This window comes from Proteus sp. HMSC14B05 (assembly GCF_001808035.1).
Lineage (GTDB): Bacteria > Pseudomonadota > Gammaproteobacteria > Enterobacterales > Enterobacteriaceae > Proteus > Proteus mirabilis.
This window is the reverse complement of sequence record NZ_KV791984.1, coordinates 183,797-196,867: the sequence shown is the minus strand read 5'-3', so window position 1 is coordinate 196,867 and position 13,071 is coordinate 183,797. Positions and strand designations below refer to the sequence as shown.

At 32.7% G+C, this 13,071-nt stretch carries 11 protein-coding genes; 4 read left to right on the top strand and 7 right to left on the bottom strand.

Annotation, left to right across the window (positions count from 1 at the left end; genetic code table 11):
* Positions 1-128 precede the first annotated feature (128 nt).
* A complete protein-coding gene (locus HMPREF3129_RS07840) occupies positions 129-1,301 on the bottom strand; it encodes an MFS transporter (protein WP_004250414.1) in 1,173 nt (390 codons plus the stop codon).
* A gap of 318 nt (positions 1,302-1,619) precedes the next feature.
* On the opposite strand from HMPREF3129_RS07840, the gene HMPREF3129_RS07835 reads away from it, so the two are divergent.
* From HMPREF3129_RS07835 to HMPREF3129_RS07825, 3 genes are all read left to right on the top strand, one after another.
* A complete protein-coding gene (locus HMPREF3129_RS07835; RefSeq protein ID WP_070486925.1) occupies positions 1,620-2,198 on the top strand; it encodes an NAD(P)H-dependent oxidoreductase in 579 nt (192 codons plus the stop codon).
* Positions 2,199-2,226: 28 nt separating this feature from the next.
* Complete coding sequence (locus HMPREF3129_RS07830; protein WP_004248493.1) at positions 2,227-2,805, top strand: histidine phosphatase family protein; 579 nt, start codon at positions 2,227-2,229, stop codon at positions 2,803-2,805.
* 419 nt (positions 2,806-3,224) lie between these two features.
* Positions 3,225-4,148 (top strand): AEC family transporter, encoded by a 924-nt coding sequence (locus HMPREF3129_RS07825; protein WP_036918752.1) that lies wholly within the window; start codon positions 3,225-3,227, stop codon positions 4,146-4,148.
* Between the two features lie 111 nt (positions 4,149-4,259).
* Here HMPREF3129_RS07825 and mqo read toward each other — a convergent pair whose 3' ends face one another.
* From mqo to HMPREF3129_RS07800, 5 genes are all read right to left on the bottom strand, one after another.
* Positions 4,260-5,756 carry a malate dehydrogenase (quinone) gene (mqo, locus tag HMPREF3129_RS07820; protein WP_036918749.1) on the bottom strand — a complete coding sequence of 499 codons (1,497 nt, stop codon included), beginning with the start codon at positions 5,754-5,756 and terminating at the stop codon, positions 4,260-4,262.
* 11 nt (positions 5,757-5,767) lie between these two features.
* A complete protein-coding gene (locus HMPREF3129_RS07815; RefSeq protein ID WP_004243954.1) occupies positions 5,768-6,163 on the bottom strand; it encodes a cupin domain-containing protein in 396 nt (131 codons plus the stop codon).
* A gap of 591 nt (positions 6,164-6,754) precedes the next feature.
* Positions 6,755-7,441 carry a fimbrial protein gene (locus HMPREF3129_RS07810; RefSeq protein ID WP_036918747.1) on the bottom strand — a complete coding sequence of 229 codons (687 nt, stop codon included), beginning with the start codon at positions 7,439-7,441 and terminating at the stop codon, positions 6,755-6,757.
* 703 nt (positions 7,442-8,144) lie between these two features.
* A complete protein-coding gene (locus HMPREF3129_RS07805) occupies positions 8,145-8,402 on the bottom strand; it encodes a MafI family immunity protein (RefSeq protein ID WP_004248486.1) in 258 nt (85 codons plus the stop codon).
* Positions 8,392-8,853 carry a hypothetical protein gene (locus tag HMPREF3129_RS07800; RefSeq protein ID WP_036918745.1) on the bottom strand — a complete coding sequence of 154 codons (462 nt, stop codon included), beginning with the start codon at positions 8,851-8,853 and terminating at the stop codon, positions 8,392-8,394. The genes HMPREF3129_RS07805 and HMPREF3129_RS07800 overlap by 11 nt, the downstream gene beginning before the upstream one ends.
* Positions 8,854-9,547: 694 nt before the next feature.
* On the opposite strand from HMPREF3129_RS07800, the gene HMPREF3129_RS07795 reads away from it, so the two are divergent.
* Positions 9,548-12,406, top strand: a complete 2,859-nt coding sequence (locus HMPREF3129_RS07795) for a tetratricopeptide repeat protein (RefSeq protein ID WP_070486922.1) — start codon at positions 9,548-9,550, stop codon at positions 12,404-12,406.
* Positions 12,407-12,522: 116 nt separating this feature from the next.
* Here HMPREF3129_RS07795 and HMPREF3129_RS07790 read toward each other — a convergent pair.
* Positions 12,523-13,071, bottom strand: a 549-nt coding sequence (locus tag HMPREF3129_RS07790) for a fimbrial protein (protein WP_254668239.1), incomplete at its 5' end; no start/stop codon positions are given.

Sequence of the window (13,071 nt, the reverse complement as noted above, 5' to 3'; positions counted from 1 at the left end):
ATGTTGTTCATAAAAAGCATCTGTATGGTGATTGTGATTAGCAGTGTTGAACAGCGATTAAATCAAAAAGCAATCAAACTGCGACTCATTATGAATCGCAGTTTGAGATTATATTGAGCTATTTACGCTTATAAAGAATTAACGCAACATTCTGAGGAGAACGATTTTTTTATTTTGATTTGTGAATAGACGAGAAGCAGGCCAATAACGCCTACCAGTGCCGCGGTTAAAGGCACAATGTTATAACTGTATTTTAATGCGATACCGCCGATGATGGCTCCGATAGCATTACCTAAATTAAACGCACCTATATTTACCGATGAAACTAAGGCGGGTGCATCATGGGCGATTTGCATTGTTTTAATTTGTAACGCGGGAACAAGTGCAAAGCTTGAGATACTCCAAATAAAAATAGTCGCCACTGCCAGATACACATTATTGGAAACTAACGGCAAAACTGACATAGAGCCGATAAGTAGGATGAAGAAAAGGATTAATGTTTTTTCGATACCGTAAGAAGATAGTTTTCCTCCTAAGTAATTCCCGATAGTAAATCCTAGACCAATAATAACTAATACCACAGCGACATGGCTTTCAGATATATGAACGGTATTGGTTAAAAAAGGAGCAATGTAGGTATACAAGGCAAAAAGTGCAGAGGCACCAAATACGGTTGTTAATAGTGCTAATACAACGGGTAAGCGAGTAAGAACACCCAGCTCATATTTAATATTAGGCTTATTTCCTTTAGGCATAACAGGTAAAAACATTAATAATCCGATTAGGGTAATAAAACCCAGACCTGAAATTAATATAAAGGCTAATCTCCAGCCATATTGTTGTCCAATCCAAGTGACTAAGGGTACACCGACTAAATTAGCGATAGTCAATCCCATAAACATAGCAGCGACGGCAGAGGCTTGTTTATGTTTTTCAACTAAACTGGCAGCAACGACAGAGCCAATACCAAAAAAAGCACCATGATTTAGGCTAGTGATCAACCGAGCTATCATTAAGCTCCAATAACTATCTGCTTGTGCGGCTAATAGATTTCCTGCAATAAATAATAATAACAATAATCCCAATGCATGACGTTTGGTTAATTTGCCAAGACTTAATGTCATAATAGGTGCACCAATCATCACCCCAACAGCATAACCAGTAATTAATCCACCTGCGGTTGCTATGGAAATACTCAGTCCATTAGCAATATTAGGTAGCAATCCCATAGGTGTAAATTCGGTGGCTCCTATGGCAAATGCTCCTGTAGCGAGGGCAAATAAAGGAAAAAATGCTTTCATTATTGTTCCTAGTAAAATAGCGTATAAAGGTAATGTTAAATTGGTAAAAAGTTTAATTAGCGCTAGATAGGCAATAAAGTAGACAATAAACAATAGACTTTTGCGATAAAAGCAATAATCCACTTTATTAAAATACACAGTGATTAATGGCTACTTTTTTAGCATTTTTAACTTATTGTTGGTTTATTTTGTTTCGATAAAAGTGATTAATACTGCAGTGTCTCTTTTGGGTGATTTTTTGCCCTGAAGTGCATCCGTTTATTTTCTGTTAAAATAGCTCATATTAAATATTTAGTAGTAAGAAAATTAGGAGTAAATATGAATATTCTACTTATTAACGGTGGACAAAAACTTGGGCATTCTGCAGGACAATTAAACCGTACATTACATGATATCGCTCTGGCACATTTAGCGACATTAGGGCATCAGGTAAAAGAAACACAAATTGAAGAAGGCTATGATATCAACGAAGAGATAGAGAAATTTATCTGGGCTGATACTATTATTTATCAGATGCCGGGCTGGTGGATGATGATGCCATGGAAAGTGAAAAAGTATATGGATGAAGTTTATACTTATGGTCACGGCAAACTATATGAAAACGATGGACGTACTCGTCATGATCCAAGCAAACAATATGGTAGCGGGGGATTGTTGCAAGGTAAGCAATATATGATCTCCGTGACTTGGAATGCCCCTATTGAAGCTTTCAATGAATTTGGTAATTTCTTTGATGGGCGAGGGGTTGATGGTGTCTATTTTGCTTTTCATAAATCACAACAATTTCTTGGTTTATCTCAGCTGCCTACTTTTATGACCAACAACGTCATTAAAGAGCCTAATATTGAGAAAGATATTGTAGAATATAAAGCACATCTAACCAAAGTCTTTGGCTAAAAATTAAACGGCTCAAAAGGAGTGTTATATGCGCTATATCATTATCTTTTTGAGCCTCATTTTATATGGATTTAATCTTATGGCTTATTCAGAACAAACGCTGGTATTTATCCGTCATGGTGAAAAGCCTGATAATGATAGCGGGCAATTAAGTTGTCAGGGATTAAATCGTGCGTTAGCGTTACCTAATCGATTGATAACACAATTTGGTCAGCCTGATGCGTTATTTGCTGCAGCACCAAAACAAAGTAAACTTGGAAATTCATTACGCTCTCTTCAAACTTTAACACCTCTTGCGGTGAAAACATCACTGCCAATCCATTTAAATTACCATGCCAAAGAGATAGACCCATTACGTAATAAACTGCTGAGCGAAGAATATCAGAATTCAGTCATTTTTATTGCTTGGGAGCATGATAATTTAGTTAAAGTAGTAAGAGATATTGTGGCGCAATTTGGTGGTGATCCAAAAGCTATTCCTAAATGGGAAAGTGGTGATTTTGATAGTATCTATATATTAAAAATAATCAAAGAAGCAGATAAGAAAAAAGTGCTCTTTGAGCAACAGCATCAACAGCTAAATGATGTGCCTAAACAGTGTCCTTAGGCTGAAAAATGCAATATAGCATTGTCATATATATTAAAATAAGCTCGATTAATCATTTCCATATGGTTTAATTTATTGCTACCTATTTTATTTTTTATTCAAAAACTATTCTTTTATTATCTGTTTATTACCATTGTTAGGTTTATTTTAAGTAAAAATACTTAAAATCCTAATTGCCGTGTTGGTTTACTTCCCTGTTTAGTTTACTCGATAAAGTATCCTGTTGATCATTGTGAAGTAATATTGTTATTTATCATTTGAATGATTTTAAATATATCCGATAATTAAAATGTTCTAATTTTTATTACTAGGTAATAATACGAATATTTTTACTTTATTCATATAATAGATAACTATTTTGTTATCAGTTATAGACATTGAATAAAGTGGGGACACTATATTAAGCAACCAGAGGTAATATGTTACTACAAACCATTTTAGCAGCGCTGGGCCCTATTATCTTAGGGCTTTTAGTTGGCTGGCTTTCCGGTAAATATGGATTTATTAAAAGAGAGTATTCACAAGCCTTTGCTGATTTTGTCGTTAAAATTGCTCTGCCTTTTTCACTCTTTTTAGCGGCAACCCAAGCTTCTCCGTCGGTTTTCTTTAATATCGACTATCTATTAGCTCTCGCGGTAGGATTAATTGTTTCTTATCTTATTGGTTTTTTAGGCGGCAAGTTCTTTTTTAAACATGATAAAAAGAACTCAGCAATGCAGGCATTATCGGTTTCATTTCCTGATATGGCTTATTGTGGACCACCAGTATTACTGGCAACAGTCGGCTCATCTGGTTTGATTGCTATGGTGGTGGGAAATTTGATCTACACGGTAATTATTTTACCTTTTACTATCATGATCATTAGTGGTGCCAAACAAGGAAAAAGCATTTTACAGTCATTGCTTAATGCTATCTCTCAGCCATTAGTTTTCCTGCCTATTTTGGGGGCTATGCTAGCTATTTTCGGCGTTAAGCTACCAGAGATTTTACAAAACTCAGTGAATGAAATAGGGAAAACATCTGGTGGTGTAGCATTATTTTTCTTAGGACTATTAATTTCAGGGCTCAAACTCAAAGTTAATACTGAAATTATTTTTAATGTGATAATAAAGAATGTTGTACAAGGGGCATTAATTTTAGGAACGGGATTTGCACTTGGATTAGAAACTGAATTATTAAAAGCCGTCTTTCTAATTGGTGTATTGCCTACTGCAACAGCGGTGCCTGCTTTAGCTATTACAAATAAGGCCTATGCTGATATGGCAACGGGCACTGTATTATTAAGTACGCTATGTTCATTACTTTCTATTATTGGTGGTATCACTATTGTAGAAATGATGTAATTTTTCTAAGTATATTTACTTGGAAAAGGGTAATTAATAATAACGATGCAAATAAAAAATAAAACAGACCTTTAATTTCCGGTCTGTTTTATTTTTATCGGTAAGATATAACTAAGGTGTTTCTAATTTTAATATCTTAGCCGTTGATGCACGAATATTACGACAAGCATCGGCATCTATTTTGAGATCAATACCATAAGTTGGAATAATCGTTTTAAGACGATCTTCCCAACCCTCATTTTCAAGTTGCTGTTTAAAGCAAGATTTAATGATATTGATGGCAATAAATGCTGCTGTAGAAGCGCCAGGTGATGCCCCCAATAACACTGAAAATGATTTATCTGCGCTACTAATTAGCTCAGTACCAAACTCTAATACGCCATGATGTTTAGCTGCGGGTTTAATAATCTGCACTCGTTGACCTGCAACAGCTTCTTGCCAATCCTCATGTTGAGCCTGAGGATAGAACTGTTTAAGCATTTCAAATTGATGTGCTGACGTTTGTAATACTTGACCAATTAAATATTCAGTTAATGACCAGTTATCTTTCGCGACATCTAGCATAGGTTCAATATTGCTGGGGCGAATTGACTCAAATAAATCTAAATAGGAGCCGTGTTTTAAAAATTTACTTGAAAATCCAGCATAAGGGCCAAAGAGTAGGGAGCGTTTACCTGCAATAATACGAGTATCAAGATGGGGGACAGACATCGGTGGTGAGCCTACATCTGCTTTTCCATAAACTTTGGCATGATGGCGAGAGCTGATTTTATCTTCATCACAACGTAGCCAAATACCACTAACAGGGAAACCACCGTAGCCTTTACCTTCTGGAATACCTGATTTTTGGAGTAAATCGATAGCGCGTCCACCGGCACCAACAAATACATATTTAGCTGTAATTAGGTATTTATCATGGGTGGTGAGATCTTTAACTTCGATATTCCAACCATCAGTCTCATTTCTTTTGATATCAATAACATCATGTTTATAGTGCAACTCAAAATTATCTTGTTGAGAAAGTTGCTTAACTAATAGATGTGTTAATGCGCCATAATCGACATCAGTACCAGTAGCTACTCGGGTGACAGCAAGCTGTTGATTCGGATCACGCCCTTCCATAATTAATGGCGCCCAATCTTCAATTTGCTGTTTGTCTTCACTGTATTGCATATTTTCATAACAGTGATTGGCAGACATTTGGCGATAGCGTTGATGAAGGAATTTAACGTTATTTGCACCCCAAACAAAACTCATATGAGGGCAAGCATGAATAAAATCACGCGGATCGGCAATTTTTCCTTTTGTTACTAAATAAGACCATAATTGGCGCGATAAATCGAACTCGGTGTTCACTTCTAACGCTTTACTGATATTAACGGTGCCGTCAGGATTTGGTGGCGTATAATTTAGCTCACAGTTAGCAGCATGTCCTGTTCCCGCGTTATTCCATGAGTTAGAGCTTTCTTGACCACAATCATTAAGTCTTTCAAACATTGCGACTTTTAAATTAGGCTCTAGTTCTTTCAGAAGTGTGCCAAGTGTTGCACTCATAATGCCAGCACCAATGAGCGCGACATCTACATGTTCACTAATAGTTTTATTCATACAGACCCCAATTACTTAGTTGTTTTGGTAGGTTTAAAACATAATCCTGCATCTTCTTTGTAAACAACATAAGCTCGTCGCCAAGGTTCATCATCCATAAGACGCCATTTATGACCAGTGCCACTGTTATCTTGCGCTAACAGCACATCACCGGGTTTAATGATAAAAGTTGAGCCATCTTTTGTTTCAAACTCTAATGTTCCTGATAACGTAATAACATAACGAGGAACGGGATCTTGATGCCAATCATATGAACCACCCGAAGTTGTTTCTCTAAACGATAACTCTGAAACAGCAATTGGCAAACTCTCACTATCACCTCGTGAACTATCCTTAAATTCGATGATACCTTCTTCAAATAAAGAGTTACCATCTTCTCCGGTCCATAAGCGAACACATCGTATCATTTCGTCAAACTCCTTTAATATTTTGATACTTAAAATTTGATATTAGTTTAGTATAGATAACTTTCTTATTATTTCTTCCAATCACTATCACAATTAGGCGTTTTTATTACTAAAATAATCGTAGCAGTAATTAAATAATATAGTTGATTATTATAGCTATTTAGTTTCTAACTTTAAGGGAAAGGTTTATTTTTATTGATGTGATATATAGATATGTTTGTGTTTTGTTTTTATTGAAAATAATTCGCTAAAAGATATTTTTTAAAGTTAATTATTTTTGGTTGTTGTGTCATATTTTAAGTATTAATACTGATAATTTATATTAATAAAAATAGTTAGAGTGCAGAGTTTGGATTAACGAAAATAGAGATATTTCCTCACGCTTTTGACGAAAGAGGGGATTCTTTTTTTGTTATCGTTATAGTAATTACTCTCTTATTGGCATGCGATTAAATTTAGTTGAAGGGCTGATTGGTGATTTTTAGGTATCAGCACGATCAGTACACAGCATTATAGATAAGTTGATAACACAAGATAATCACAATAAAAATTAACATATATTTATATTGTGATTATCAATGATTTTGAAATTTAGACACCAAAGTTAAAAGTAAAAACAGCTTCACCTATATAATCAATTCCATCAGTTAAATCGATATTGTTTTGTGCCAATTTTTTTCTTGATAAAATATACGCATACCTACTTTCGTTATAAGCTCCTATTTGTATTTTTGCATTAAACACTTTTCCAGCTATAAGTTTTAAATTATTTTTATCAACCTGGGCTTGAGGTTCACTAGTTAACGCTGTTAAGGTATCTTTAAAAATAGTTGCAGACGATCCAGTCCAAATCTTATCTGCCACTCTTCCTAAATAAGCTCGTTTATTATCAACTTTGATATCAATGACATCAATTATATATCCACCAATCTCTTGTTCTGTATTTTTTGCATTAACTAATCCAAAAACGCTAATTTTCGCTGAATCTGTTGAACTTGTTTTATAAGTATCTGATACCTTAAGTGTTAAATAATTGCTTGCATCACAGGATATTTTGATATTGGCACTCTTAGTTCCTAGTGCGTAATTTTCCTCAGCAGGAATAAAAGAGGGGGATATTACACCATAATCAATAATAATATCATTATCACCAGCATTAACGGTGCAAGTAGGGGGAGTAATATCACCGTTTATTTTTAAGTTAGCGCCTGGTGGAGTAGCTAATGCTGGTGTTGACATTACAATCAGCGTAGCAAGACTAAATAGCAATTTTTTCATATAGCCATTCCTTTTTATAAATTTAAAAATATAAATAATACTCTATAATACACAATCTATAATTTTATTTAATTACAAATTGATATATTTTTAATTTATCTAATTAAGATATTCTTAAAGTGATTGTTATTTTATATTTATTCTATTTTTAAACTGTAGCTATCCAATTATCATAGATATTACTAAAGATAAAAATAATTTTTATCTTTTTTAGAGTAAGTGTAGAGTAATTTTAAAAATTAAATTGTTATTTTTTTGATGATGGTAAGTTAATTATTTATTAATATTTGTTCTTTATAGATAACTCTATTTATATTTGTAGACGAACCATGATTAAGGACTATTCGAGTATCGCTTTCAACCATAAAAGTAGATATTTTATCTTGATTTGCAGCTACACCATTTCTATTACTCAGTCTGCGGTCTTCATATCGGTAAATAAGGTACTGCCTTGCGACTGGTGGCTGTCGGTGTGGGTTTCGCTTTTCGACGGTTGGCATTAGTGCGCAGTTGTAAGGTAAAAAGCTAGACAGCTAAAGAAGAAGAAGGGGGTAAAACCAGACAATATACAGTGGGTTACTTACCGAACAGGGGGGTAACCTAACCCTAGCCCACAACTCACTATTATCGGTAAGTGGCTGAAGGGATGAGATAAATACAAAAGATCCTAGTATTGAACTAGGATCTTTTCATTGACCCTAATTCACTTAATATTATCTGGATTTATATATAAATATCTATCATCTAACTCAAGATTTAGCTTATTTACAATACCAATGATCTGCTTATACTCATCACTGGTTATTACGACATCATAGTCAGCTATGTGATCGCATAACGTTTCAAAAGCTAAAATACTTTCTGAGTGGTCTATATATTCTAAGTCAAAATCAACAATATCAGGCGCCAAACGCCCTTTCAGATTTTCACCTAAACGTCTAATATCTTGATTAATGTCCATAACAATCGCTGACCTCTATTAGTTTTTTATTGAGGACTAACAAAATCCCTTGGCTACCCAAGCACTGGCCTTTGGCGTCGTTAACGGCCTTTAATGTCCACTGAAAATCGGCAGCGGACTCACCATCAAGACGGATAGTGGAAATGGTAAAGCAGGGTTGTTCATTTTGCGGATAATCAGGCAGCGTTAAATCAGGCTGTTGAATACGCGTATCCACAACGGGGTTGTTCTGCTGTTGTAACATGCGCTCTCGTTCTTGCTGGCGTTGTTGCTCGCGGGCATCGATAGAGAGTGCTTGATTGACGGGATCAGCCAATAAGGGGACAGAGATAAAATATAAGCTGAGTAAGCTCCATTTTAATAAACGATGTTGTTTGTCAGTATGATGTGATGTAAGGGAGAATTGTTTTTTTTGCATATTTTTGCCTAATTCATCAATCAATAATTGCATGTGTCTAACTCAATGAATTAAGGCGATGTCAGTAATGAAATATAGATCCGGACATCCTTACTAATGCAGTCACAAATCCGTTGTTACGCAGGTTAAATATAAGTTTAGGGTACGGAATTTAGCGATTAGTTGACTTTCATTGAGAATATTATCTTAAGTCAAATTTGGTGCTGATGTTTACATAAACTGACAAATGAGGCAATAAGTTAAAATCGCATTTTGGATAAATAAGATTTAATATCAAACTGTAAATCATTAATAGACACTTTCTAGTGATTTAAAATGATTTTTTTATTTTTACGGAATTTAAATTTGATAAAGATTAAGTTAATTATGGTTTGTTATAATTATAAATAATAATCTTTTTAGATCCTCTGATTATTATTCAAAAATGATTAAATATTAATCATATATATTAGTATAGTAAGGTATTTAATTTTGTCAGATGAAAGATTGTAATATTAAAAAGCTTATTTTAGTGATATTTAGACGTGAAGTAGTCAAACTATTTGCTGAATAATACGACACAACGAGGGCTGATTATAGAGTGGAGTATTGAATGTCAATCAATTTTTATAACAAATCTAAATAAATTAATATAAAAATATAAATAAAAGAATAGCAATTATATTGATTTTAATTTTTACTATTGTGCTATATTTATATAAAAATAATGAGCTTTAAAAGGAATGTTATGTCTCGTAAAATTAAAAATATACTTATCTCCATTTTTTTAGTATTTATTGCCTTGGGGCTTTATCTCAATAAAAATCAAATCCAACCAGAGTTAAAGCCAAATGGTTATAGTTATTATCAAAAAGGTGACTATAAAGAGGCGTTTAATTATTTTTCACAACATGCGCAAAGTGATCCGCAAGCGGCATTTAGTTTAGCAATGATGTATTGGGATGGCATAGGGGTTGATAAAAATGCCTTAGCTTCACAAAAATGGTTAATAAAATCAGCAAACTTACAAAATAGAAATGCACTTTATAATTTAGGATATTTACGTAACAAAGGATTAATCCAAAGTCCTACTGATGATGCTCAAGGATTAACGTCATTAACTAAAGCTGCTGATTTAGGCTCTTCAATAGCGAAAGATTTTTTACATGACCTTAATTTTCCTGTGATTTATTATGATCAAAAAGAATATACGCTACTCCCTATTTATGGTGAGCAATCTTGGTCTGAAAAAAAAAGAACACTTGAAGAATTAGAAAAATTAGCAGAAGAAGGTAATAAAGAAGCTGTATATCAATATTTAGAGAATAAGGATTCAGTAAAACAATCAAAAAAGACTAAAAATATGATACGTCCTTTTATTGAAGAAAAAGATCCTAAAATGATGTATTTAAAATATAAGTTAATAAGTCAAGATATTAACTTACTTTTTGATTCAGCATATTTGAACTATCCTGAGGCAACATATCTTCTGTATCAAATCTACAAGGGTGATAAGAAAAACTATCCCCTTCAAGAAAATTCTTTTTTAGCTAATATATATTTAAAAAAATCTGCTGATTTAGCGCATCATGATGGATTAATTAAAATAATAGAGAAATTAAATAATAGTGATACATTATCATCAAATTATTTTAGAAACTTGCTTGAAAAATATATTAATACATTATTATTGAAATATCCAAACTCTCCACAAGCCATGCTAGCGCTCGCTAATGTCTATTTAAAACCAAATAGTAGTTTTTATAATTTTGAAAAAGCACTTAAGCTGGTAGAGAGAGCATATAACATACAGCCATCTCCTGAAAGCAAATTATTATTGGCTAAATTATATTCTAATAGTGAGGGGGTTCATCAGAATATTAGAAAAGCAGTTAGTTTTCTGAAAGAAAATATAACTAATGATAAATTGACAGGTAAAAGCCAAAGAGAATTAGTAAAAATATATTTTGATTTTGGTGCTTCTGATTATCTTAAAAAAGAAGAGATTGTGAATATTTTAAGAGAGAGTGTAATTAAAAATAAATCAGCTGGTACATTTAATCAAAACTATAGCTTAGCTCATTTTTATGCAGATCTTCTTTTAGAAGAAGATGTCGCCAATAATGAAGAATATGCTTTTTCATTATATCAAAAAGCACGAGGTTATGCCTATGAAGCTACTTTTCATCAAGCAATTGCGACTATTAAATATAAAAATATAATAGATGATCAAGCTCTTATTAATATTGTTTCAGAATTGAAAGATGATTTAGAAAGCAGAAGGTTGACCGAAAAAAAACGACAGGAAGGATATAGTATTCTTTTCCGATATGGAATGGATTCACAGTATGTAATTGATTTTATTGTGGAACGTTCGCTATATGATGATAAAATAAGAAAGGCTATTCAACCATTATTAAGTCAAAATACAAATCTTGCATTTCAATATACAATAAAGAATATAATACATGAGAACTCAGCTAACAATATTAATGAAGATAATTTAAAAAAATATTATAAGGATATATTTAAATTAGCTGAAATAGGTTCTATTGATGCAATTAAATTTATTATTACAAAAGAGTATAAAGATAAGAATGCTCGCGATGAAATTTATCAAGACTATTCTTTTGATAAGTTAACTAATATCACTATTAAGGAGCGTTTGGCTTGGCGAAGAAAATGTGCAGATTTAGGTGATTTTATTTGCTTAAAAGAATTAGCTATAATTTATCGAGACGGTAAAGAGGGGGTTAGAAAGAACATTGCGAAAGCATCTGAATATGAACGACGTATTAGCATCAATTCGTCTCACTTTGAGCTGGAATCAGAAAAATATGAAATAGATAGAAGATGGAAGGAAAAAAGAGATAATACACTTGATTATTTACTAAACCAAAAAGAGAGTAGTAAACAACAACTAGAATTAGCAAGATTTTATAGTATTGAAGATAGTGGAAGAAGTTTAATTTATGCCAAAAAAGCATATGATTTAGGAAATAAAGAAGCGGCTGAGTTAATTTATTGGTACTATATGCAAAATATCTGTGAAGATAAAGATAATATCAATAAAGCAGACTACTATCTTAAAGAATGGCTAACAACAGGAGAAGAACCTAGTAAATACAGCTCTTCTAATGAATACAAATATTCTAGTATTAGTATCATTGCTGATTATTATTTAGAGTCACCGTGTTTAGTTGAACGAAACCTTGATAAGGCTATTGAGTGGTATCAATTATCGTTAGATTATCCATATGAAATAAATGATTTTTTGTATTCTGAATTAAATAATATGTATACTAATGCACCAAAATACATAAGTAAGGATCCTTTCGTGAATGTGTATTTATCTACACTAAAAAATCATAACGATTATATTTTAGATATGAATATTCGATTAGGAAAAATGAATTTTGCAATATCTTCTTTTGACAAACTTTATGAAGCACTTCTACTCAAAGGTGATGTGAAAGAAGCATATTATTATGGTTTACTATTAAATTATGATGTGAATAATGTCGCTATGTTTTATTCTTTATCTGACATTGAGCGTAAAAATATTGAATATCGTGTTGCTGATTATTTAAAAGAAATACAAAAATAATTTTATGTTATATGAGAAGTCCTTAATTATATTAAATTTTGAGGGGTTCTTATTGATAGCAAAAGATAATCACAATATAAATTTTAATTATATTGTGATTATCAATTACTTTAAAATTAGACACCAAAGTTAAAAGTGAGAACAGCCTCCCCGATAAAATCTAAACCATTAGATAAATCTATTCCTTTTTTACTTAATTCATCTCTAGATAAAATAAAGGTTTGAGTAGGATTACTTTCAATTCCCTGTCTGAAATTTGCTTGGAAAATTTCACCTGAAATTAGAGCCAGAGAGCCTTTATCAACCGATTCTGTCTGTTGTTTTGATGTCCAACCATTGGTTGGCCCTTTATATAGGACATTATAGTAGTTAGTCCCTGTGATAGCAGCATCGTTTGCTCGTGAAATATACGCAGGTTTGCCATCAACAGTCACATTATCCCATGCAAAATAAGCTGCTCCAACCGCAGTTTCAGGATTTGCTTTATCTACTAAATGAAACCAGTCTGACGTATTATTAACGCTTAATTCTGTATTATCATAAGTATCAGACGCAACAAAGGTTAAATATGTTTTTGCATCACATTCAACTGTAACTGTATTTTGAACCATACTGGCAGGATAAGAATAAATTTTCGATTGAGGGATAAGTGTTGGGCTTATGAC

Excerpts from the sequence above, each read along its gene's own strand:
- mqo (WP_036918749.1), bottom strand. The coding sequence starts at position 5,756 with ATGAATAAAACTATTAGTGAACATGTAGATGTCGCGCTCATTGGTGCT.
- HMPREF3129_RS07795 (WP_070486922.1), top strand. The coding sequence starts at position 9,548 with ATGTCTCGTAAAATTAAAAATATACTTATCTCCATTTTTTTAGTATTT.
- HMPREF3129_RS07800 (WP_036918745.1), bottom strand. The coding sequence starts at position 8,853 with ATGCAATTATTGATTGATGAATTAGGCAAAAATATGCAAAAAAAACAA.
- HMPREF3129_RS07810 (WP_036918747.1), bottom strand. The coding sequence starts at position 7,441 with ATGAAAAAATTGCTATTTAGTCTTGCTACGCTGATTGTAATGTCAACA.
- HMPREF3129_RS07805 (WP_004248486.1), bottom strand. The coding sequence starts at position 8,402 with ATGGACATTAATCAAGATATTAGACGTTTAGGTGAAAATCTGAAAGGG.
- HMPREF3129_RS07840 (WP_004250414.1), bottom strand. The coding sequence starts at position 1,301 with ATGAAAGCATTTTTTCCTTTATTTGCCCTCGCTACAGGAGCATTTGCC.
- HMPREF3129_RS07815 (WP_004243954.1), bottom strand. The coding sequence starts at position 6,163 with ATGATACGATGTGTTCGCTTATGGACCGGAGAAGATGGTAACTCTTTA.
- HMPREF3129_RS07835 (WP_070486925.1), top strand. The coding sequence starts at position 1,620 with ATGAATATTCTACTTATTAACGGTGGACAAAAACTTGGGCATTCTGCA.
- HMPREF3129_RS07825 (WP_036918752.1), top strand. The coding sequence starts at position 3,225 with ATGTTACTACAAACCATTTTAGCAGCGCTGGGCCCTATTATCTTAGGG.
- HMPREF3129_RS07830 (WP_004248493.1), top strand. The coding sequence starts at position 2,227 with ATGCGCTATATCATTATCTTTTTGAGCCTCATTTTATATGGATTTAAT.